This window comes from Botrimarina colliarenosi, assembly GCF_007859955.1.
Taxonomy (GTDB): domain Bacteria; phylum Planctomycetota; class Planctomycetia; order Pirellulales; family Lacipirellulaceae; genus Botrimarina; species Botrimarina colliarenosi.
In genome coordinates, this window is sequence record NZ_SJPR01000003.1 from 226,686 (window position 1) to 249,369 (window position 22,684).

The window sequence follows — 22,684 nt, forward strand, 5'->3', positions numbered from 1 at the left end:
TCTGAAAGCGTCGCAGTGGAAGGGGTTTCCGATGCCTCGTCGTTCTTCTAGTCAAAGCTCTTCCCCGCGGTTGCGGAGCCGCCTGCGCTGCGAAGCGTTGGAGGACCGCCGGCTGCTGGCGACCTACGTCGTCAGCTCGACGGCCGACGCCGGCGCGGGCTCGCTCCGCGAGGCGATCGATCTGGCGAACGCGTCGGCCGGCGTGGCGGACGAGATTGTCTTTGACGAGACGCTGTTCTCGACGCCGCAGGCAATCCTGCTGAATAGTCAGTTGCCGACGATCACCGACGCGTTGTCGATCGCCGGGCCGGGAGCGGAGCTGTTGGCGCTCGACGGGCAGAAGCAAACGCTGACCCAGCAAGCGGCGTTCAGCATTCTTGTCATCAACGACGGCAAAGCGGCGACGAAAGTCGATGTCTCCCTGTCGGGGCTCACTCTCCGAAACGTCGGGGACAGGTCCGCCCTGACGAACGCCGAGTCGTTGACCGTCACGGACTGCGATTTCGTTGACAACGGACAGCGGTTTAACGCGCCTATCGCGACACAGTCGGGCGGGGCGATCAATAGCAGCGGCCAGTTGACGGTCGTCGGCAGCAACTTTCAGGGTAACTACGCCAATAATGGCGGAGCGATCTCCTCCTCAGGGATGCTGCTGTCGGTGTCGTCGAGTTACTTTCGCGACAACCAATCAAGCTACGGCGGAGGAGCGATCCTCAGCAACAGCACGGGGGGCGTCCTCACTATCTCCGGCAGCACGTTCGCCGAAAACGGAGCGACGGGATCCAGTTCCCAGGGGGGCGCCGTCTATGTCGACCACGGCCCCAGTCGAGCGAGCATCGAGACGAGCACGTTCTCAAACAACGAGGCCAATCAGGGAGGGGCGATCTTCAACGCCGGCTACCTGGCGCTAAGCCACTCGACCGTTTACGGGAGCCGTGTCGGGTTCAGCGTCGGTGTTGCCAGCGCCATTACCTCAAGCTCTCAGGGGAGAGTGTCGATCGACCACTCGATTGTCGCCGGAACCGAAGAAAGGACGTCCGGCGCCTTGAGGCAGGACCTGTATCGAGTGCTGGATGTCACCAACAGCCTGATCGGCTTCGACGATCAACTCCCCTTCAACGGCCTCGTCCTCGTTGATGGCGAGAACGGGAATCAAATCGGCGGTGAGCAAACGCCATTCGACCCTCGGCTTGCGCCGCTCGCTGACCACGGCGGGCCGACGCCAACCCATGCACCGCTCCCCGGCAGCCGCGTGATTGACGCGGGCGACGCCGACTACGTCGCGGCGCCGGGCGAGACCGACCAGCGCGGCGGGCTCTACCAGCGTGTCGCCGGCGGGCGGATCGACATCGGGGCGTTCGAGTCGCAGGGGCCGGTCACCACGGCGCCGGGCGACTTCAACGGCGACGGCCGTTTCGACGCCGCCGACTATACCGTCTGGCGTGACAGCGCCGGCGTGAGCGTCGCGCCGCTGACCGCCGGCGACGCCACGGGCGACGGCGTCGTCGACGAGACCGACCTCGCTCTGTGGCGCAACCGCTACGGCGCCCGCTACCTCGTCGGAGAGCCGGTCGTCAACGACTTGGCGGATGACGATGACGGCGACATCTACAACGGCCGCACGACCCTGCGCGAGGCGATCCGCTACGCGAATGCCGCGTCGTGGGTCGACACGATTACGTTCGATGCCTCGCTCTCCGGCGGGGTGATCACGCAGCTTTTTACGGGAGGATTCGGGGCGCCTGCCCCCGTTTACCAGATTAGCGCGGACCTGACGATCGACGCCCGCTCCTTGGAAGAGGGGGTGACGATCCGGTCATCCGTGAGTGGCCCCCCCCAGCTCTTCGATGTCTACGATGGGCCAAGCGGCTCGCACCAGCTCGATGTGACCTTCGCTGGCATTACGCTGAACAGCAAGCGTGGCGGCTTCATCGTTAACGCCCCCCTCGAAGCGTCGCTGACCTTTATTAAGTCGACGCTGATCGCCGAGGGGACCTCAGCAAGCAAAAACTCCGTCTACAGCCGAGGTCCGATCCGATTCGTTGACACCGTTATGGACCTGAGCGGACTGCAACATTTATTTCCCGCGAGCGACGCGGTCCGTTCCAACGAGAGCGTCGAGCTGCTGCGGAGCAACATCATCGGGGCCCCGGGGGTCGGCGTTGCGGTACGGGCTTTACCGTCCTATTACACCAACCCAATCCCGTCGGGCGTGCGACTGATCGATAGCAGCATAAGCGGCTCGAAAGGCTACGGAATTGACGCGATCGGCGACGTGACGCTGGAGAACTCGCAAGTCGTCGCGGGGCAAAGCACCGGCATCAAAACAGCTGTCAGCAAGAACTACTACGGAGAGATCGTCTTTCCGGGCTCGGTGACCCTGATCGACGGCCAAGTGAGCGACAACCAAAGAGTAGGGATCGACGCCGCCGGCGACGTCTCGGCCCTCCGCAGTCGTATCGAACGCAATACGGGGACGGGTCTGGGGGGCGGGATCTACGCTCAAGGAAAGGTTTCGCTCGTCGAGAGCTACGTTCGCTCGAACTCCGCCAATCAAGGGGCGGGAGTTTATGCCCTGGGTCGAAGCTCCGGCAGCTTTACGGCCCCGACGGCGGAGACGATAGTCGTTTCTTCCCAGCAGTCAGACATCAGTTTCAACACGAGCGCGCAAACCGCGTCGGCAATCTATTCGCTGGGATCGATCGACATCCAGGCCACGTCGATCAGTAACAACGCGATAGACCCGGGCAGTTCTAACGAGGCTATCGCCACCGTACTCAACGGGATTCAGTTTTCGAACGGGTCACTACGGTACGCGGCGACATTCACCGACAGCGTCCTGTCCGGGAACACGGGGCCCGCTAATGCACGGGTGGCTAACAACTATTCTCCCGGTACCGTCACGCTCCTCCGATCGCAAGTCATCGACAATGCGATCAACGGCGTGGCGGCGACCTCAATCATCGACAGCTTGATCAGTCGTAACCAAGGGATCGGGGCCTTTCTTTTTATGGGCGAAGTGGTGCGCAGTGAAATCTCGGAGAACCAGGGGTATGGTGTCTGGGGAGCGGGTACCGCGGTCGTCATCGACTCCAGCAAGATCCACGGCAACCACGGCGGGGTTTACGGGGACTTCGGCTCCCAAATCGTCCTGGTGAACTCGACCGTCACGGAGAATGCCCTCGCTCCGCTTCCTGGCGCCGCCGTTTCAAGGGGAGCGGGCATGTATGGCTACCGCGTCTCGCTTTACGGCAGCACAGTCAGCGATAACGCCGCTACTGACGACGGCGCTCAGGGTGGCGGGATTTACGCTACGGACCGACTCGATCTCGTTCAAAGCACGGTTAGCGGTAACCGCGCGGAGGGCGTCGGCGCGGCGGGTGGCGGCGTCTACACGAAGACGCTCACGGCGACGCATAGCACGATCGCCAACAATACGGCCGACTCACTAGGTGGCGGCGTCTACGCCACGGCCGGCGTATCCTTGGATGGGACCATCCTCGCCGGCAACACGGCGCCCGACGGCGGCCCCGACCTCTACCGCGCAGGGACCGGCACGCTGACGGTCGACTACTCGCTGCTGGGCGACGCAACTGACTCGGGCGTCGACGCGGCGACGGGCGTCGGCAACCTGCTGGGCGTCGACCCGCTGCTCGGACCGCTGCAGGACAACGGCGGACCGACGTGGACGCACGCCCTACTCGCCGGCAGCCCCGCGATCGACGCCGGCGACCCGGCCCGCGTCGCCGTGCCGTGGAACTACTCACCGGGGGGTGGCTTACCTCCGCTGACTTTCGTCGGTGACGTCGACCAACGCGGCGAGGGCTATCCGCGTGTGCTTGATGGCGGCTCTGGCGCCATGCGGATCGACATCGGCGCCTACGAAGCCGACGTAGCGCCGTCGCTTGGTTTAGTGCAGCAGACGCCCGAATCGAGGTCCTCGTTCACGCTGAGTAAGCCGGCCAGCCTGCCGACCCTGCGAGAGTTGGATGCCGCTCAGCAACTCCTCTTGCTCGCGGTGAGAGTCGGAACCGAAGGTGCTGAGGCCGTCGGTGCTGAGAGCGATCTGACTCCCGTCCCTACCGATGACGATTCGTCGCCCGAATTGATCGATGAAGCTTTCGCGTCCGCATCGCTTGTCGACCGATTCGATCGGTTTACCGCTGCTTTTTGAGACGCTACGCAGCGATTCGCGGACTAACGAGCCGGTCGGTCGCTTCGTCGGCGTGATAGGTCAGTGCGCCGAGCATCGCGCCAATCGTCCCGCCGACGCTTGCCGTGATGATGGCCGTAGCGGCGCCGGCGTTCTTGGAGAGGCTCTCAGCGTCATGGGTCCGATCCGTGCGAGCTGAGAGTTTGGTTGCTCACTTGCGGACGCCCGCTTATCCTCTTTCTCGTCGTTTGCCGGCACGGCGCCGTCTCGGCCTTCCGTTGTACTCAAGCCGCCGATGTTGCGATGCCTTACACCGTCAATGGGATTGGAACCAACTACTACGGCAAGCAGAACCTCGAGAAGCACCAGGGCGTCTGCGGCAGTTGCGGTCGCGAGGTGGAGCTAAAGTCGTACGACACGCGACTCTGCTTTTGCGTCTTGTACATTCCCCTGATCCCGTTGGGGAAGAAGCGGGTGGTTGATGATTGCCCCGCCTGCCGACGCCACCATGTTCTGAATCACTCGGTCTGGGAAGAACAGCGGGGCAAGGCGATCCGCGAGGCGGTCGCCGCTTACGAAGCGGCGCCCGACGATATCGAGAAGGCGATCGCCATGCACGCCACGCTCGCCTCGGCGGGCGAACGAGCGGCCGCGGCGAAGATGGTCGAAACGCTCTCCGAGCGGTTCCCGGAAAACGCCGACGTACAGGTCTACCTCGGCAACTCGCTCGAAGAGATCGGTGAGACGCAGCGGTCCAACGAGCGTTTCCACCTGGCTTACCAGGCCGACTCCACCAACCCACTGGCGCAGCACGCGTCGGCGGTCGCCTTCCTCCGGGAGGGCAAGCCGGAAGAGGCCCGCAAGCGGCTCGACGAGTTCGAGAAAGGGGGCGGCCAAGTCGCCCCGGCGATTCTGTTTGCGTTGGCAACCGAATTTGAGAAGCAGAACGACCCCGCCACGGCGGCCGAACTGCTCCGCCGTGTCAGCGACGTGGCGCCGAACGCCCGCAAGGAGAAGGGGTTTCGTCAGTTGGCGAAAAAAGTCGAGGAAACGACGGGAGAGCGGCCCGGGACGTTGGCGGCGCCCGTCGGCTGGTGGGAGAACCGCGCCGTTTGGGTGGGCGCTGGAGCGGTGGCGATCGCCGCGGCGCTATTCGCCTACGACGCCCACGTCGCCGGGTCGCTGACCTATGTGGTGAATGGATTGCCGAAGCCGATCTCGGTGGCGGTGGATGATGGCGAGTCGTCGCGCATTCTGCCCGGCCGTTGGTCGGTGCTAAAGCTTCCCGTCGGAGAGCACGTGGCTCGGGTCGTCGATCCGCCAGAGCACGCGGGAGAGACCCCCTTCTCGGTCAACCCGGGGCGGTTCTCGCGCTGGCTGCGGAAGCCGGCAACCGTCGTCGATCCGACCCGTTCCGCCATGGTTCTCTACGAGGAGACCGTCTACAGCGAAGTCCCCGTCGACCGCGACAACGCCTTCGAGGTGGTTATCGGTGAGCCGAGCCACACGTTCGACAACGCGGATTATCACTTTGTGGACTTCCCGGCCGAGATCGAGATCGATCGGGAAGAGGTCACCAAGTCGCGGGTCGGTATGGTCGAGATCGATCCCGAAGTCTTGTTCTTCAACTTCCCCGATCAACTAGAGCGGCCGGAGGTCCTCGACTTCATCGAGTCGCATCTCTTGGCCGTGGATGAGAGCGAAGACCTCCTCGGGGTTTATTTCGGCGCCCTGACGGAACACGACGCCCTCGCGCGGGGCGAGGCGTTCCTTGCGGCGCGGCTGGATCACCAGCCGATCGATGTCGAATGGCACCGGTTCTATCAGCGTTTGGCCGAATTGAATGGCCAACGCGACCTGCCAGCCAGGTATGACGGGTTGCTCAAGATGTCGCCCGAGGACCCCGACCTGATGTACCTTCGGGCCCGTTTAGAGAGCTACGCCGATCGTTCGAGGCCGCTCTACGAGCGGGCTCTGGAGGTCGACGCGGACCATGTCATGACGCTCCTCGGGAAAGCCTACATGGAGATGGCGACGGGTGACTTCGGAGCCGCTCTCGAGGCGACCGACCGCGTCCTTACGGTTGAGCCAGAAAACTTCCGGGCCGTCCAGATGCGTCGCCGTTTGCTTGCCGGCGTCGATCGTCGGGACGAGTTGGAGCGCGAGTTGCAGACGGCGATCGCCGAATCGCCTTTGAACCTTCTTGCGACCGAGCTAATGATGGCGAGCGAAGCGGCGCGAGGCGACCTCGACGCCGCGCGTCAGTCGCAGCAAGCGTTCGCCGCAAAGGTCGCGGAGGAATGGCCGAAAGACCCTTACCAACTCAACGTCCTCACGCAGGTGCTGCTCCTCCGTCTCGAAGGCGACTATCCCGCCGCGATCGAAGCCGCCACAACTCTTACCGACCAAGCAAGGCGCGCCGGTGTGATGCAAGTCAACGCCTTGCTGTCCGGCGACACCGCCACCGCTGCTGAGCTCACGGGCGATCTGGAAGCGATCAATCAGCCCGACGCATGGTTGTGGACCTGTCTCGCCGCCGCCACGGCGGGCGACAGCGACGCCGCCGAATATCGCCGTCAGGCGGTCGAGGCGTACAGCAAGCAGGGCGGAACGTTCGGCGAGATCGGCCGCTTGCTTGCCGGCGACCTGCCCGAGAAAGAGCTTGCTCTGCGAGCCTACTTCCTTGAGGCCGAACCCGACCTCAAGGCCGCGCTCTTGCTCCTGACGGCCGATCGTACGGAGATGTACAGCGGTCGCCTCGTCGAACTCGCCGAGCGGCTGATACTTCTGCCGGGCGACAAGACCCCCTTACTCGAAGCGGCGATCGCCGCTCGCAAGTCATAACGGGTTTGCACGAAACGGGCTTGATCGAAACGGGCTTTAACGACAAGGCACGTTGCGTCGGCAGGGTCCCTCAGCCCTCCATCGGACCCTCAGCCCTCCATCGGAATAGCGGCTTGCTGCAGCAACTCCGCCGCGTACTCCATCTTGGCTTTGTCGTCGTTTTCGGTTGGGGTGACGACGACGACGATCGCTCCGCTGTTGATCTGCTCGTCGTAGAGCTCGACGAGCCGGTCGGTCTGTTCGTCGTCGTGATAGGTAGCGGAGCCGAGCATCGCGCCAATCGTGCCGCCGGCGAGGCCGCCGACCCCCGCCGTGACGACGGCGATCGGCCAAGCGACGATGGCCGTCGCGGCGCCGAGGGCGACTCCGATCGACGCGCCGGCCGCGGCCACGACCGAGGGAGCGGTGTTGAGTTGCGGCGCGCCGGGGGGCATCAGCCGCGAGCGGAACTCCTCACGCCGCGTCTCGTCCGAACAAAGGACATAGATCTGCTCGGCGGCGAATCCCTGGTTCACAAGGAGCTTCGTCGCGATCCGCGACTGTTCGGCGGTATCATAGAAGGCGACCCGCCCCTCGATCGTCGGCCCGACCGGGTCGGTGGGCTGCGGCATTGGTTCTGGCGCGACGGGCATGACGAGGCTCCTCGGTTTGGTAGAAAATCGGGTTGCGGGTTGTTACGGGGACATTGATGGTCCAGCGGAAACGCCCCGAGCGAAGAGAATCAGCTGCAATCGACGTGCCGTTCGGCGTGCGTCGCGTGATTGGTCGCCCGACGAGCCCGTTGCTGGGCGGAAGGCCGGCAGCGAGGTCGCCGAAGGACCACCCCGTCGTTCGCAGAGAAAAACAGGCTAATCTTTGACGAGGCCTGCGAGCGCTTGCTCGCCATTACGGACTCGCGAATACGGAACTCTATGAAACATCTTGCTAGCTTCTTGCTGCTCATCGCCGCCACTCTGGTCACGAACGCCGACGTGCGTGCTGCCAAGCCGTTAACGCCGAAGCCCTTCACGGTCATGTCGTTCAACGTGCGCGGCGACTTCGACGGCGGCGTCGCGACCGACAAGCCGACGGGGTGGCTGCGAAAAGACGGCGCGCACCGACGTGAGCTGACGCTGCGGCTCGTGCGGGAGGCCGACCCCGACTTGCTGGGCGTTCAGGAGGCGTACCGCAACCAGGTGCGGGAGCTCGACGCGGCGCTGCCGGGCCACGGCTTCGTTGGCGTTGGCCGTGATGATGGCGTCGAGGCCGGCGAGCACTCGGCGATCTACTACCGGCGTGACCGATTCGAGCGCGTCGCCGACGGCACGTTCTGGCTCAGCGAAACGCCCGACGAGCCGAGCACCTTCCCCGGCGCCGCTTGCCCGCGCGTGGCGACGTGGGCCGTGCTGCGAGATCGCGCCGCCGCAGGCCGCGAGCTGTTGGTGCTCAACACGCACTGGGACCACGTCTCGGAGGAGGCCCGGCTGCACGCGGCCCAATTGATCCGCGAGCGTTTGCCGACCCTCGGCGGCGACGCGCCGGCCATCGTGATGGGGGATCTCAACCAGACCGAAGAGACCGCTTCGATCCGCCGCCTCGTCGGTGATTCGGACCTACTCGTCGACGCTTACCGAGAGGTCTTTCCTGGGCGGGGCCCGAACGAACGGACGTACCACGATTTTCGCGGCGGCGACGAGGGCTCGCGGATCGACTACGTCTTGCACACGTCGGAGCTTCGCGCTACCGACGCGGCGATCGTCCGCACTAGCTACACGGGTCGCTACCCGTCGGACCATTACCCAGTGACCGCGACGCTCGAGTGGAAGGAGTAGTCCTTGTAGGGTCCGCTGTGCGGACCGTGAGTGGGACGCTGCGGCGTGTCCAGGGTTCCGGCCGCCAGCTACGGTCCGCACAGCGGACCCTACAGCGGTTCACTCCGCCTCCGTCGTAAAGCTCCACACGGTAGTAGGCGCCGGCACGCCGTGTTGGCTCTGGAAGTTGACGTAGTGCGAGCCGTTGAGGCTGAGCTGGTAGGTGACGCCCGGCTCCAACGCGACCGGCAGCGTGCAGGTGCGGCCGTCCTTGCTCCACCAGGCGCGGCCGTCCTCGGCGCCGGGGAACCAGCCGCCGGTGCGGACCCACGACATGCCGCCCCCCATCTTGGTGTCGAACGTGACGGAGATCGTCTTGGTGTCGGGGTCGACGTCACCGTCGCCGTTGGCGGGGGAGAGCTCGGCGATCTCGGGGATGTGCGCCTTGCGCTGCACCGAGCGCTTCGCCCCGGCGGTGGCGAACGACAAGACGCGGTGCTCGGCCGGCTTGCCGTCGGCGCTCTTGAAATTCTGGAAGCTCTTCGAGTTGACGCCGACGCGGTAGAACTTGGCTTTGGCGAGCCGCACCGGCAACACACAGATGCGGGCGTCGATCCACTCGGCTTGGCGGCTCTTGTCGATGTCGGGGAAGTCCTCGCCGCCGCCGGTCCAACTCATGCCGGGCGTGCTCATATCGCGGTCGAAGGTGACGCGGATCGTGTCGAGCGAAGGGTCGACGTCGGTCGCGCCGAACTCGGGGATCGACTCAACGATCTGCGGGTAAGGGGTTTCAACAACCGGCGCCTTGTCGGCAACCTCCTTCTTAACCGGCGACAGCTTCTCGTTCGCCGGCGCCGCGGCGCCAAAGCCGCCCGGCAGCGGACGCTTGAGCAGACGGATGTCATCAACCCAGACGGTCCCCGGCCCGCCGATGATGACGTTGAGCGTCACCTTGTCGGGCCGCTGCCCCGCTTTGAAGAAGAAGGGGATCTCGAGTCGCTTCCAGTCGCTCTTGCCGAACACGGCGACCTGCGGGTTGCGCGAGAAGTACGTGCCCCCATCGACGTGCGCCCACATCTCGAGCGACGCGCTCTGGTCGAGGTCGGACTTCACCTGCGCGGTGTAGACGAGCTGGGTGCCGTCGACGTCGGGCTTCTCCACCTCGGCGAGGCAGACCGTCGTGGGCCATTGGGTGGTGATCCGCGTCGAAGCGGCGCCCTCGACTTTGACGTCGCGGTCGGTCTCGATCCGGGTCGCCGACTCGGCGGCGTCATCGAGGCTCAGCGTGACGAGTTCGGTATCGCCGGGCGCCAACTGAGCAAGGCTCGAACCGGCCATCGGCAGGAATATCAGGCCGAACAGGACGAGCGTCGCCATCGAACGCCAGCCGAATTTTTGCCGCGTGGGTCGGAAGTTCATCACGTCCTCCAGTCGTTGTTGAAGGGTGGCGCCGCGTTCAAAAACGCCGACCAGCCCCGCCGCGGCGAGCGGGGTCGGCTTAGCGAGGCCGATCGGGCGGCCACGGCCAATCGTGAGCGAGCGGACGATCGCCTCGCCGTAGGTGTCGCGGTCGCTGACGGCGTGGCGGAGCACCGCATCGTCGCAGCAACGCTCCCGCTCTTCGCGGAGCCGGGCCGACGCCCACCACACCAAGGGATGGAACCAGAAGAGCGCCCCCACGACGGCCTGGAGCCAGCCGACCAGCGTGTCGCGGCGGCGCCAGTGGACCAACTCATGGGCGAGGACGCCGAGAATCTCATCGGGCGCCAGTTGATCGACGGCGGCCTGTGGCAGGACGATCGTGGGCCGCCGGACGCCGAAGAGGAACGTCCCCGCCGGTCGGTCGGTGATCCGCAGATCAATCTTCTGTGCGTCGGTCACGCCGACGGCCAGCGCCGCGCGTTCTAACGCGATTCGCACCGGCCCTTCTTCGACCGACCGGAGCCGACGCACCTCCCGAACCAGCCCGAGGTAACCGATCGCGACGCCCCCCAGAACCGTCGTGACGCCGCCGGCCCAGAGGCCAAAGAGCGTGGCGGCGTAAGGATTGATGCTTCGAGTAGCGGGATCAACGCGATTTGCAGCTGCCGGTTGAGTGGCGGGTGTCGATGTCGGCGCCGGCGTCGGCGAGACGGGGCTTTCCACCGGCGTATCGGTTGCGACGAACTGGCGCGCCGCGGCCGGCAGTTGTTGCTCAAGCGGGCGAACGCCCCACTGACCGACGGCCCACGGGGCGTTGAGCAACTCGCCGCCGAGCGTCGTTGGCAACAGCGCTTTGATGAAGACCAACAGCCATAGGCCGTGCCGCAAGCGGGGCGACGCCTTGCGGAGCAGCGCCACGGCGCAAGCCACCAGACCGATGAAGATCGCTAGTTGCCAGCTCGCGACGGCGAGCCATTCGAGCGTCGCGGCGACGACGTATTCCAGCGTCATTTCGAGCGCCCCCCGCGTCGCGGTGGCTTGCCCGGCGCGGCCCTGCGATTCCGTTCGAGCGCCGCTTGCAACTGGCGGACCTCGTCGTCGCTCAGTTCGGCGTCACCGAGGAATTGAGCGAGCACGGTCGAAACAACCTTCCGTCCCGCCGCGCCGGTGTGGCTGGTCAAGCGGTCGAGGAGGCCGCCCACCTCTTGGCGGGCCATCGCTTCTTGGGCGACCGCTGCGCGGTAGAGATACGAATTGCCAACCTGTTCGTAGTCGAGCGCGCCCTTCGCCACGAGGCGCGACAGGAGCGTCTTGACGGTGCGGTAAGCCCAGTCGTGGACCGGCTTGCCGCGGGCGTCGCGCGGAAGGCCGGCGAAGACGTCCCGGGCGGCGAGCGGGCCCCGCTCCCAGAGGACCTTCATGACCTCCCACTCGGTGGGGGAGAGCGCGGGAGGTTCGTGTTTTTCGGCGGCCATGACGGAACCGTAGGCGGAGGCGACAACGCTGAGTTGTCATAGGACTACATTTGTAGTCGTTGTGTCAACAGTTTTCTTGCGTTGGATCTCACCGGGGCAAAACAACGTCGTGGAGGCTGATCGCTTCCGACAGCTTCCATAGGATTAGCCGATTGGGCGCTAGCCCCGGTTGAATCACCAAGAACCGTGGCTAGCGCCAAAACGGCTAGTGGGCAGGCCGCCTCTTCAGCCGCAGGCGCTAGCCTCGGGCAGCGCCACATCAACGGCAAGCCTCTCGTTGCGAAACCGAGCAACGGGCAACGGGCACGCCTCGTTCGAACTCGAACGCGCGAAGCCCGCAAGAGAACCGGTAACCCGGCTCAGGCCGACTGTTTCACCCAGCGGTGGCGGGTGATCTCGCCCTTGGCGAGGTACATCACGTCCTCGGCGATGTTCGTGGCGTGGTCGGCGATCCGTTCGATGATGCGCGACGCGCTGAAGACGTGCAGCAGCCCTTCGACCTGCTGCGGCTCGGCCGCCATCTGCTTGGTCAGGCTGGCGATGATGCCGCGGTTGAGGGCGTCGACCTCGTCGTCGCGGAGGCGCACGCTGCGGGCCAGCTCCTCATCGACGTGGACGAACGCCGAGTGGGCGTCGCGGAGCATCTCGATCGCGCGCTCGACCATCGTCTCGAGCTCCGCCGGCACCGCGACGTGCGGGATGCGGGCGAGGTCTTCGGTCCGCTCGGCCAGGTTGAGGGCCAAGTCGCCGATCCGCTCAAGGTCGCCATTGATCTTCAGCGTGGCCGCGACGCGGCGCAGGTCGACCGCCACGGGCTGGTGGAGCGCAAGCAGCTCGAGGCACCTTTCTTCGATGTCGACCTCGCTGCGGTTGAGCTCTGCTTCGCTATCGAGCACCGCCGCAGCGGTCCCGAGGCAGCGCTCGCGGAGCCCTTCGTAGGCGGCCTGGACCATCCGCTCGACCGCGTCCGCCTGGAGGGACAGGGCGTGCTCGACTTCGGTCAGGTGACGCTCTAGGAACTTACTCATCGCGGGGCAGACCTCGGCGGTTGACGGGCGAAGACGCGCGTCGATGGCGTTTGAGATCGATCCCGCCCGTCGGGATCGTCTTCATAAACGCTTAACACTGCCTTCATAATAGGTCAGTTCCCGCCTCAAGGCGAGATCAATCTGCGCAGAAGCGTGATCCGTGCTGGGGCCTGCGTTCGACCTGGGTCGGGCTGCGCGGGTTGTGTCGCTGAGACGAGACCACTCCATCGATGCTAGCAGGCGGCGCCGATCACTCGTCGATTACGCACCCGCAGCCCGACCCAGCGCCGCAGCCGCACGCGGCGCAGCAACACGGCGGAAGGCGGCGGATCTCCCACTTCCATTGGCGGACATCAACCTCGTACTTCTTCTTCGTCAGCACGGCGACGCGCTTTACTTCGCCGCAAGGCGTTTGCCTGTCACAGCAACCGCTGTGACAACACGATTCGCAAACGCCGCATGCCTTGTCGCCACAAGCGGAGCAACAGGCGGCGCTGTGGCGACCCTTCAGCCAGTCGAAACACGTCAGCGGCGACCCGCCCGGTTCCCAGGGGCAGCGCACCCGCGGCACCGCGATTTCCTTGCACTCGACGCACCAGCAGTGCTTCTCTTCTTTGCCGACTTCTTGCGTCGCGAAACAGACCGACTTGCCGTCGCAGCAAGCGGGACAGTTCGTTTTGTCAGCGCAGAAAGGCGCCGCTGACGCGGTGACGCCGAGGCCGACCAAGTGAACAACCGCCATCAACGCGACAAGACCGAGGAGGAAGCGTTGGTTCGGAGAATTCATCGGTCAGAATCGTTAGAGGCTTGGTATCGCAGCAGCGGCTTCTGTATCGCCGGAGCGTTGAAAGCGGGGGCCGCCGACGCTCGGTAATCGACTATGCTCAGAAATCGACCATGAAGCGGGCGCCGAGGACCTGGTAGTTGCCGAAGTTTGGCGCCCCGGCGGCGGCGTTGAGGTCGTTCTGATCGATCTCGCCGTAGAGGTAGTTGAACTGCATCCGCGAGTAGGCGGTCCAGTACCAGTTGAGGCCGAGCGTGAAGCTCTCACCGACGCCCCCCTGGATGTCTTGATCGGCGAAGTCGGCGTACGACCAGCGGGCCGCGATTTGCCAGGCGCCCATGCCGTGGCCGCAGCCGCCGCGACAGGTGTCGACCAAGAAGAAGTTCTCGAACGGCGTGATCCGGTCGAGCGCCCCGGTCTCGCGGTCCCACGGCATGTGCTCGCCGGTAAAGAAGTACGAGAGGTAGGCGTAGCTTCCGTGGAAGTTGACTTGGCGGTTGTCGAGCCGGTTAAGCCACACCTGTTGGTGCTCCGCCACCAGTTGGCAGGGGCCGACGTTCATGACGGCTTCCAGGCCGAGGAGCGAGTAATCTTGCGAGCCGGCGATGACGCCCGTATCGAGCCAGCGGCTGTCGGTGCGGGCCTCGGGGCGGGTGCGGAACCGCGCCTCGTCGATCCCCGAATCGGCGAAGTTCTCGTCGTTGGCGTTCTGATCGGTGTCGGCCCAGGTGCCCGAGACGGCCCAGTGGGCGTAGCCACGGCCGTCGGACGCCTCGTCGTACCAGATCGTGTTGGCGAGCCGACCGGCGATCTGTCCTTGCCAGTGATCGCTGACGTACTTCCCTTCGTCCTGGATCAACCGTTGATTGAAGACGCCGTAGCGCCAGTTCCAGGCGAGGTCTTCCGAGAAACCGTACGACTGCAGGCCGAATCGCCGCGAGTCTTGGTTGAAGCCTTCGATGACGAACGGGCGTTCAATGAAGACGTTGTAGCGGCTGCTGTTGATGTGATCGAGTCCGTACGGACGCTTCTGGTTGCCCAGTAGCAGCATCTGGAAGACGGGCAACTCGTCCCAACCGAGGTAGACGTCGCGGAACTGGCTGTCGTCGCCGCCGGCGAACTCCATCTCGATCTTGTAGACCATGTTCGAAGGCAGATCGCCGGCCACGCCGAAGCGGACGCGGCGGAACTCGATGCGGTCCTGGGGCGACAGGTTCGGGTCGTCCGACTCGAAGCCATCGACGCCGGGCGAGTCGCCGGGGAAGCCCCACAAGTCGGCGTGGATGCGGCCGCTGATCTTCATCGTCGAACTCGAATGCCCCGTCTGGGCGTAGCCCTTGAGGCTCTTCTCGAGCGATTCGTAGGCCGACTCGAGGTCGTCGTGCTTCGCTTCGAGCGCTTCGAGGCGGGCGCTGAGCGCCGCGTCGTCCGAGGCCACGCCGCTGTCGCCGCCGTCGGTGAGCGACGCCAGCACCACGCCGCTGTGATGCGTTAAGCCGGTGGTCGCTTGGAGCGGGGTCGGGTCGAGTGTCCAGCCGATGTCGCCCTGCGCTAGCCCGGCGGCCGGCAGTCCGAGGGTGAGGGCGAGCGTTGCCGCTCCCCGTGCGAGCCAGTGACCTTTTGTTAGCACCCGATTCCCTTCATGAACGCCCCCATCGACGAGTCTTCCCTGACCCGCCCCCCCGTGAGTTGGGGGCTATCTGGTAGTTTCGGACCGGTCGTGCGCTTTGGATCAATTGCAGGGGGCTCGTCTTCGGCGAAGCGAGGTTTCGACGCCCCGGTATCCCCGAATACCGGCAAGGTCACCGCTAGCACGGCGAAGAACCGGGGTCGATCCGCGGCAGCCCGGCGTCAATCGGCGTACCCTTGGGGGCGTCCATCACCTTGCACCGAGAGAAATCCATGCAGAACAACTCCTACGCCGTCGGCGCTCTGGCCGTCCTCGTGATCGTCGCGGCGCTCGCCTTCCAGTCGTTTGTCACCGTCGAGTCGGGCAATGTTGGCGTGGTGACGCGGTTCGGGGCGGTGCAGGAGGGCGTCCTTGAACCGGGGCTACACGCCAAGATCCCGTTCGTGACGCAGGTGATCCCGCTGGAGACCCGCATCAAGAAGGTCGAGGCCGACGCCACCGCCAGCAGCAAGGACCTGCAGATCGTCACGTCAAAAATCGTGCTCAACTACCGCATCGACCGGGACGCGGGCGACAAGCTCTACGAGCAGCTCGGCCTGGAGTACGACACACGGATCGTCGAGCCGGCGCTGCAGGAGTCGATCAAGGCGACCACCGCGAGGTACACCGCCGAGGAGCTCATCACCCTGCGAGCCACCGTCGCGAAGGTGATGGAAGACGACCTCGTTGAACGGCTGCAGACGAAGCACATCATCCCGACCGACCTTTCGATCATCGATTTCCAGTTCTCGTCGGTGTTCAACGACGCGATCGAGCAGAAGCAGGTCGCCCAACAGGCGGTGCTGCGGGCGTCGAACGAGCTGGAACGCGTCCGCATCGAGGCCGACCAAGCCCAGGCCGAGGCCAAGGGCAAGGCGGACGCCGAACTGGAACGCGCCCGGGCCGAGTCGGAGGCTCAAAAACTGCTCCGCGACACGATCAGCCCCGAGTTGCTGCAACTCCGCGCTATCGAGAAGTGGGACGGCAAACTGCCGATCTACTCCGGCGGCGAGTTGCCGATGCCGATCATGCCGGTCCCCACGGCCAACTAACTCGAGGCCCGGCGGGGCTGACAAGCCGGCGGGGCTGACAAGAGAGTCTCGAGATCGTTCCCAACGGTTGGAGGACGCCAGCGGTGTCAAAATCGTCGTCGAAGGTGAAGTCGCTCCTCGGCGCCCTCTTCCTGACGCTGTTCGCGTTGCCTTTTGCCGCGTTCGGCGTCTGGATGGCGTGGAGCCTCACGTCGATGCTTTGGCTGGCGTGGGCTTCGTCGTCTTGGGAAGCGGTTCCCGCCACGATCACGCATGTCGAGCTAGAAAAATCCGGCGACGAGGGGTCACAAAAGGTCCTCGCCGAGTACCAGTACCGCTACGCGGGCCAGGCGTACGAGTCGGACCGCGTCGGCCTGAGTCCGATGGCCGACAATATCAGCTCGCACCACCGCAAGCTCTACGACAAGTGGCGCGCCGCTTGGAAGGCGGAGAAGACGGTCCCGTGCTACGTCGATCCCCGCGACCCGACCCAATCGCTGCTCGATCGTCAGTTGCGGATGGTGACGGTCGTCTTCCATCTGCCGTTTGTGCTTTGCTTCAACGCGATTGGCTTCGGGCTGATCACCGGGGCGGTGTACACGGTGTGGAAATCGACGGCGAAGGCGTCTGGCCCAACGGGCGAAGACGCCGACGGGTCCGAGGCGTCGCTGTCGGCGGGCGAGGATTGGGGCGACGGCGTCATCCGCTCGAGCCGCAAGGCGTTCTTCTTCGCGGCGGGCTTCGCCGCGTTCTGGAACAGCCTCTGCTGGCCGATGGCGGTGCTGTTCCTCAGTAGCGAAAAAGCGAAGCCGTGGTGGGTTTACCCGATCGTGCTGGGCTTCCCGGTGATCGGCGTCGCCCTGGCGGTTTGGGCCGTGCGGTTGGGGCTCGCCTGGCGGAAGTACGGCGAATCGACGCTGCGGCTGGCGACCGTCCCGGGCGTCGTTGGCGGGAAGCTGACCGGGGTGCTTATCGCGCCGGCCGCGGTCGCCGATGCGGGCGTCGTGCGGCTCACGTTGACCTGCACCCGTGAGGAAGGGAGCGGCGAGGACGCGAAGACGGTCCTCGTTTGGCAAGACGAACGGGAGATCGGTCGGCTGCTCGACGACGCCGAACCGGGCCGCGTCGGCGTGCCGATCGTCTTTACCATCCCGAGCCACGCCCCGCCGACGAACGACGCCAAATCGATCGCCTGGACGTTGCGGGCGAAGGCGCCGCTGCGGGGGATCGACTACGACGCCTCGTTCGAGGTCCCGGTGGCGCGGACCGCGGCGTCGCAACAAGGCGTCGATGTCGGCCTTGAGCCGCTGAGCGAGTACGAAGTCGACCGCCCGCTCGACTCGCTGCTGGCCGACGAAGGGATTGTCGCCGAGCCGCTGGCGGAGCGCGGCGCGGTGCGTTACTTCGCCCGTTCGGCGCGGAGCCTTACCCTGGCGCTGACGATCACATTCTTCCTACTGCTGTTCGGCGGCGTCGCCATCGGGCTGCTGGTCGGGGGCGAGTGGATCGGCGGCTCGGCGTTCGGGGTTTTCTCGCTGATCCTCCTCTACGCCACATTCGATACATGGCTCGCCGAGTCGGAGCTGATCGTTACACGCGACGAGTGGCGTGTCCGCAGCGGCTGGCGCGGCTTCCCACGGAAGGGGCGGAAGTTCCAAACGAAGCATGTCCGCGATGTCTTCCTGCAAACAGGATCGACCACGCAAACGGGCGGGAACTACCAGCGTCACCAGGACGCGATGGCCCGCCTGTTGGGTGAGCCCAAGCCGGTCCGGTTGCTGCGCGGTCTGAGCGGGACGGCGGCGGCGCGGAAGCTGACCGCCGAGCTACGCCAGCGTGCGGGCCTCGATTCGACCCCTTCCGACGCATTGTCGATCGATGCGCCGGCGCGATGAGTGGCGCCGCCCGAGGCTAAGCACCTACGGCTCAAGCATGGGCCGTGCTTTTTGAGCTGTAAGGGTACCGCCCAGATCGGTGCGATTTTACACCCTAAGCTACGTGGCTTCGACGTGAACCCGCTCAACCGACTTTTCCGATAAGCATCCTTACCGCTTAGTCCGTGCTTTCTATCGACGGATTCTTATCGCCGAAACGTTCGTTCTCGCGATAAGGAAGCTGGTCGCCAAATGACCCAGGACGACGCCACCTGTGCAGGTTAGAGAATGCCCTTGGCAGTGCTTCTACTCCGTCACAACGATGTCCCCCTCCGACCGGGTCACCATCGCATTAAGCACCTCTTGGTCCATAGACTCTGACAAGAAGCGAACCGAACCATCAGCCATGCCTACATTAGCACCGGCAACATGGAAGCTGTAGATGCCGGTAGCATTTGTATCGTTGATTGACTGTTCATGGCCAGATACTAGCCACCAAATATGTGTGCTGATTCCCCAGGCTGCCTGATGGAGGTCCATTCCTCTACTTGGAGTTGAGTACGGATAGGGGTCAGCCGCTTCTCCTCGACGGTACATATCCGGTCGCCCCGCACGTTCGCCGATGAGAATCGTACTTGATAGCCCATCCGAGACCTCGGCAAGTCGTCCAGATCGATAAGCAATCGGCTTGCGGTTGATGTCATACCGTGTATCTCCCCAAGGTCCGAACTTGATGCCGCTCAGGTCACCACTCCCCGCGGACAAAGGCTTGTGATTGACTCCAACAAGGGCCTCGTAATCACTCCGTGCGGCCGTTCCGATAGATTTCGTCGAGATAGCACCACCGTTGTAGGCTGAAATGTCCGGCACGATGCGGTTCTGACTGCTCGTGGATGGGCACACGAATACCGCGATTGGTGTATTCAATGCCGACTGATTCGACGCATCGGTTGCCGGTAGCGATACGTCTATCTGCTCGAAAAGCGGTTGCTCTCCGAGTTGCGGAAGGACGGCCGTCATCCACGAGTGAAAGTAGAATTCGTCTATTGCCGTGCGTGGTTGTTTAAGGAATGTCCCGTAGTAGAGGTCTGGCAAGCCGCTGTGAGCGGACTCATGATTTTGAACTGCGAGTGACAGTTGCCGAAGATGATTTTGGCAAGTTGCTCGGCGGGCAGTTTCCCGAAAGCTTTGAACGGCTGGAATCAGAATCGCTAGGAGTACGCCCACGATGCTAATAGCCACTAGCGTCTCAGTTAGCGAAATCCCGTGACGATGAGGTGTCATGAGACTGTCCCTTTCGACCGGGCAATAGGCAGAGATAAGTGTCCTTCTGGCAGACACCCATAGCTTACCAAAACCACCCCAGCCTGACCTAATCCGGTCCCAGATGGCTCAGCGCCAAGTGCGTAAGGTGTGACCCTCTTGAGGGCCTGAGGGTGTAAAATCGCACCGATCTGGGCGGTACCCTCCGTAGGCGCTAGACTCGGACGGCGTCGCTTTCGGCTATGCCCCGCCTTAGTCGGCGACGGTGACCGTCGGTGTCGCTGCGCCGGCGATCCACGCCAACCGCCCGAGCAGCCAGAAGTAGGCCAGGTCGCTGATGACTTCCAGCGGGCAGAGCACCAGCACGGCCCAAGGTCCCATCGCGTCGAGCGCCGCCGTGGCGAGCCACATCGGGCCGAGTTGCAGGCCGGCGCTCACCGCGAAGAAAGCGAGCCACGTTACCGGCGCGTACCAGATTGTCCGCAGCACTTGCGGCGAGACGACGCACCACGGCGACCCCTCGTCGAGCTGCGACAACAGCACGATCGGGAGCGTCAGCAGCGCGCCGCACCCGATCCATCCCCAGGTGGAGTCGAGCGGCCAAGGCCAATCGAGGGCGTTCAGCAACAGCTTGTCGGCGAGCGTCCCGGGGATCGCCGACACGACGCCCGCGAGGACGAGCGTCAGCGTCGGCACGCCCCATTCGGTCGGGTCGATCGAGGGCCAACCGCGGACGCGGCGCGCTCCTGAGGCGGCGTCGTCGAGCACCGCCCAGAAGATGGCCGAGGCGACCGCGACCCAGATGAACGTCGTGATGACGACGGTCGCCATCATCAGCACGGTGCCGATCCAGCCGTAGACTCCGCCGACGCTCTCCAGCAGGGCAAAAATCGTCCCCGCCATCGGCACGGTGAAGAACAGGCCGAACGTCAGCCCCAACCACGCGAGCAGCATGCCGGTCGCGCTGAAAGCCCGCCACCAGCCGGCGAAGAGGCCGACGCCCCACCCTTGGTTCGTCGCGGGCTCTTCGTCGAGGTCGTCCCGTCGTCGATCGTCCGTCTCCTGTTGAGCGAGTCGTCGGTAGCCGATCGGCGCCGAGGCGACGTATGCGTCGAAAAGGCTCTGCTTCGACGTGACGGGGGCTGCTTCTTCCTCCGCCATGTCGTAGTCGTCGTCGGCGGGCCCGGCGGCGGCTTCCGCCTTTCGGGGTGGTGGCTCACGCGGCGTAGGCACGCGGATCGTCGCGCCGCAGTCGTGGCAGACGACCGACTCGCCGGCTTGGCGGGCCTCCGCAGACAGAACCGTTTGGCAACCGCGGCACGTGAAAGAGACCGTTGGCGGCGCCGCCCGCAGCAGGTCGACGCCGTGCGGTTGCTCCCCCTCATAGACCTCGTACTGCTCGCCGTCCATCGCCCCGGGGCGGCGCGACTTGGCGGGCGGGGGACGTTCGGGCACAACGGTCAGGGTCTCGCAGTCGGGGCACTTCGCCTTGCGACCGATGTGCCGCGACGGCGCGTGCATCCGTGTTCCGCACAGCCGGCAGCCGAACCCGATCAGGTCAGCGAAGGGGTCCGCGGGCTTGCCGGGGACCGTGACCGCCGCCCCGCACGCCGCGCACTTGGCGGAGCGTCCCGCAAAACGGGCCGGCGCCGAGAACTTTTTCCCGCAGGCGCCGCAGGCAAAGGAGACAGTCGGCTGGTCCATCCACTTTGGCGCTAGGTTTTCTGGTGAACGAAGGCCAACTGCTCGGTTGAACGAATTCCGGCCGCCACCGCTCGGAAGAGGCGCGGGCCGGACCAAATTGTCTGACAATCTCGCCGCAGAACGGGGTCGGCTTTGCCAGTGGGCTCGGCGGTCCCCCCTGCAGGGACCTAGAATAACACCAACCCGAGGAGGCGTTTGTGCTGGAAGCGATGTGGCGGATGACGTTGGAACTGGCCCCCTGGATGCTCCTGGGCGCCGCGATCGCCGGGGCGATGCACGCCTTCCTGCCGAAGGGGCTGTTGCCCCGGCTGCTCGGCGGCCGCGGGGCGGTCTGGAAATCGGTCCTGGTCGGCATTCCGCTGCCGCTCTGCTCGTGCGCCGTCATCCCTGTCGGTCTTGGCCTCAAACGCCAAGGGGCGAGCGACGGCGCCTCGGTCGCGTTCCTCATCGCCACGCCGCAGACCGGCGTCGACTCGATCCTCGTGACGGCCGGCCTGCTCGGTTGGCCGCTGGCGCTCTTCAAAGTGGCGACCGCCCTGGTGACGGGCCTCGTCGGCGGCTGGCTCACCGACGCGACGACGCCCGAACGCTTCTCGCTGCCGATCGTCGAAAAGGAAAGGCCCGCCACGGGGGCTCCGAGTTTCTTCCAACGGGTGATCGCGGGCGCCGTTCACGCCGACGAACTCATCCGCTCGATCTGGAAGTGGCTCTTGGTAGGGGTCGCGCTGTCGGCGGCGATCACGTTTTTCGTTCCCGAGGATTGGCTCGGCGGGATCGGCGCCTACGGCGGCGCGGCGGCGATGGGCGCCGCGCTGGCGCTGTCGTTGCCGCTGTATGTCTGCGCGACGGCGAGCGTGCCGATCGCCGCGGCGCTGGTCGCCGCCGGCCTGCCGATGGGGGCGGTCATCGTCTTCCTGATGGCGGGACCCGCCACCAACGCAGCGACCATCGGCGCCGTCTACCGCGGCCTCGGCTGGCGGGCGCTGGTGGCGTACCTGTTGGTGATCGTCGTCGGCAGCATCGTCGGCGGCTTAATCTACGAAGCTTGGCTCGCTGGCGCGGCCCTACCAACGGTGGCGACGCTGGCGCACGACCACGCCCACGCCGCCGACTGGTGGCGTTCGGTCGCCGCCGGAATGCTCGTGGCGTGGGTCGCGTGGTGCGCGGCGCGGGACTTCTCCGCATCGCGTGAGCACGACCACAACGCCCCCAAGAAAGCGGGCGGCTGCTGTGCGAGCAACGAGTCGATCGCCGCGGCGAATCCGCCGTCGTGCCCCTAGAGACGCGTTTTTGCAGGCAAAATCCGAGGGCTTTGCAACGCCGCCTCGCCGGTGCTATGCTCGCGGCTGATTCGTGTGTTGGTGGTCGGCCCCGCTCCTTGCGGACGCCGACGTAACAGGGAACCCGGTGTGATTCCGGGACGGCCCCGCCGCTGTAACCGAGCCCACCGGCCGCAAGCCTTCTCGGAGGCGACCGCCGGGTGAACCCGTTGGACCCACTCTTCATGCCATTGTCCTAAGCCGTCCCGAAGATGGCAGCGGATGAGAAGGCTGGTCCCGACGGAGCTTGGAAGTCAGAAGACCTACCAACACGTGGCTGCGGAGGCTTCGAGGGAAGGCCCCCGCGTCGGGTAGGTGCGTGTTGCGC

Annotated in this window: 14 protein-coding genes and 1 riboswitch; of the genes, 6 read left to right on the forward strand and 8 right to left on the reverse strand. The window is 65.1% G+C overall.

The features are described from left to right. Positions 1 to 70 precede the first annotated feature (70 nt). Together Pla108_RS12620 and Pla108_RS12625 are read left to right on the forward strand one after the other, a co-directional pair. Entirely contained in the window at positions 71 to 4,174 is a 4,104-nt protein-coding gene (locus Pla108_RS12620) for a choice-of-anchor Q domain-containing protein (protein ID WP_197526517.1), read from the forward strand. Between the two features lie 282 nt (positions 4,175 to 4,456). Beyond that, entirely contained in the window at positions 4,457 to 6,997 is a 2,541-nt protein-coding gene (locus Pla108_RS12625; protein WP_146445313.1) for a tetratricopeptide repeat protein, read from the forward strand. Positions 6,998 to 7,086: 89 nt separating this feature from the next. On the opposite strand, the gene Pla108_RS12630 is transcribed toward Pla108_RS12625, so the two are convergent. Continuing rightward, positions 7,087 to 7,629 (reverse strand): hypothetical protein, encoded by a 543-nt coding sequence (locus Pla108_RS12630; protein WP_146445314.1) that lies wholly within the window; start codon positions 7,627 to 7,629, stop codon positions 7,087 to 7,089. A gap of 279 nt (positions 7,630 to 7,908) precedes the next feature. Here Pla108_RS12630 and Pla108_RS12635 point away from each other — a divergent pair, with 279 nt between their 5' ends. Beyond that, entirely contained in the window at positions 7,909 to 8,808 is a 900-nt protein-coding gene (locus Pla108_RS12635) for an endonuclease/exonuclease/phosphatase family protein (RefSeq protein WP_146445315.1), read from the forward strand. Between the two features lie 99 nt (positions 8,809 to 8,907). On the opposite strand, the gene Pla108_RS12640 is transcribed toward Pla108_RS12635, so the two are convergent. The 5 genes from Pla108_RS12640 to Pla108_RS12660 form a co-directional block, all read right to left on the reverse strand. After that, a complete protein-coding gene (locus tag Pla108_RS12640) occupies positions 8,908 to 11,220 on the reverse strand; it encodes a M56 family metallopeptidase (RefSeq protein ID WP_146445316.1) in 2,313 nt (770 codons plus the stop codon). Next, a complete protein-coding gene (locus Pla108_RS12645; protein WP_146445317.1) occupies positions 11,217 to 11,684 on the reverse strand; it encodes a BlaI/MecI/CopY family transcriptional regulator in 468 nt (155 codons plus the stop codon). The genes Pla108_RS12640 and Pla108_RS12645 overlap by 4 nt, the downstream gene beginning before the upstream one ends. Before the next feature lie 359 nt (positions 11,685 to 12,043). Then, positions 12,044 to 12,712, reverse strand: a complete 669-nt coding sequence (phoU, locus tag Pla108_RS12650) for a phosphate signaling complex protein PhoU (RefSeq protein ID WP_146445318.1) — start codon at positions 12,710 to 12,712, stop codon at positions 12,044 to 12,046. Between the two features lie 250 nt (positions 12,713 to 12,962). Beyond that, positions 12,963 to 13,499 (reverse strand): hypothetical protein, encoded by a 537-nt coding sequence (locus tag Pla108_RS12655; protein ID WP_146445319.1) that lies wholly within the window; start codon positions 13,497 to 13,499, stop codon positions 12,963 to 12,965. Positions 13,500 to 13,596: 97 nt separating this feature from the next. Next, complete coding sequence (locus Pla108_RS12660) at positions 13,597 to 15,126, reverse strand: OprO/OprP family phosphate-selective porin (protein ID WP_231934473.1); 1,530 nt, start codon at positions 15,124 to 15,126, stop codon at positions 13,597 to 13,599. Positions 15,127 to 15,398: 272 nt separating this feature from the next. Between Pla108_RS12660 and Pla108_RS12665 the strand changes: the two genes are divergently transcribed. Continuing rightward, on the forward strand, positions 15,399 to 16,217 hold the full coding sequence (locus Pla108_RS12665; RefSeq protein WP_146445320.1) for a prohibitin family protein: 819 nt from the start codon (positions 15,399 to 15,401) through the stop codon (positions 16,215 to 16,217). 83 nt (positions 16,218 to 16,300) lie between these two features. Next, a complete protein-coding gene (locus tag Pla108_RS12670) occupies positions 16,301 to 18,091 on the forward strand; it encodes a DUF3592 domain-containing protein (RefSeq protein ID WP_197526518.1) in 1,791 nt (596 codons plus the stop codon). 285 nt (positions 18,092 to 18,376) lie between these two features. On the opposite strand, the gene Pla108_RS12675 is transcribed toward Pla108_RS12670, so the two are convergent. After that, the gene (locus Pla108_RS12675) at positions 18,377 to 19,354 is read right to left on the reverse strand and encodes a DUF1559 domain-containing protein (RefSeq protein WP_146445322.1); all 978 of its coding nucleotides are present in this window, start codon (positions 19,352 to 19,354) and stop codon (positions 18,377 to 18,379) included. A 231-nt stretch (positions 19,355 to 19,585) separates the two neighbouring features. Further along, positions 19,586 to 21,037 (reverse strand): hypothetical protein, encoded by a 1,452-nt coding sequence (locus tag Pla108_RS12680; RefSeq protein ID WP_146445323.1) that lies wholly within the window; start codon positions 21,035 to 21,037, stop codon positions 19,586 to 19,588. A 197-nt stretch (positions 21,038 to 21,234) separates the two neighbouring features. Between Pla108_RS12680 and Pla108_RS12685 the strand changes: the two genes are divergently transcribed. Beyond that, complete coding sequence (locus tag Pla108_RS12685) at positions 21,235 to 22,317, forward strand: permease (protein ID WP_146445324.1); 1,083 nt, start codon at positions 21,235 to 21,237, stop codon at positions 22,315 to 22,317. A gap of 62 nt (positions 22,318 to 22,379) precedes the next feature. Beyond that, positions 22,380 to 22,641, forward strand: a riboswitch (cobalamin riboswitch). The last annotated feature ends 43 nt before the right edge of the window (positions 22,642 to 22,684 follow it).

Coding starts and splice junctions, on each gene's coding strand:
- phoU (WP_146445318.1), bottom strand. CDS start 12,712: ATGAGTAAGTTCCTAGAGCGTCACCTGACCGAAGTCGAGCACGCCCTG.
- Pla108_RS12655 (WP_146445319.1), bottom strand. CDS start 13,499: ATGAATTCTCCGAACCAACGCTTCCTCCTCGGTCTTGTCGCGTTGATG.
- Pla108_RS12640 (WP_146445316.1), bottom strand. CDS start 11,220: ATGACGCTGGAATACGTCGTCGCCGCGACGCTCGAATGGCTCGCCGTC.
- Pla108_RS12665 (WP_146445320.1), top strand. CDS start 15,399: ATGCAGAACAACTCCTACGCCGTCGGCGCTCTGGCCGTCCTCGTGATC.
- Pla108_RS12625 (WP_146445313.1), top strand. CDS start 4,457: ATGCCTTACACCGTCAATGGGATTGGAACCAACTACTACGGCAAGCAG.
- Pla108_RS12675 (WP_146445322.1), bottom strand. CDS start 19,354: ATGACACCTCATCGTCACGGGATTTCGCTAACTGAGACGCTAGTGGCT.
- Pla108_RS12680 (WP_146445323.1), bottom strand. CDS start 21,037: ATGGACCAGCCGACTGTCTCCTTTGCCTGCGGCGCCTGCGGGAAAAAG.
- Pla108_RS12630 (WP_146445314.1), bottom strand. CDS start 7,629: ATGCCCGTCGCGCCAGAACCAATGCCGCAGCCCACCGACCCGGTCGGG.
- Pla108_RS12635 (WP_146445315.1), top strand. CDS start 7,909: ATGAAACATCTTGCTAGCTTCTTGCTGCTCATCGCCGCCACTCTGGTC.
- Pla108_RS12645 (WP_146445317.1), bottom strand. CDS start 11,684: ATGGCCGCCGAAAAACACGAACCTCCCGCGCTCTCCCCCACCGAGTGG.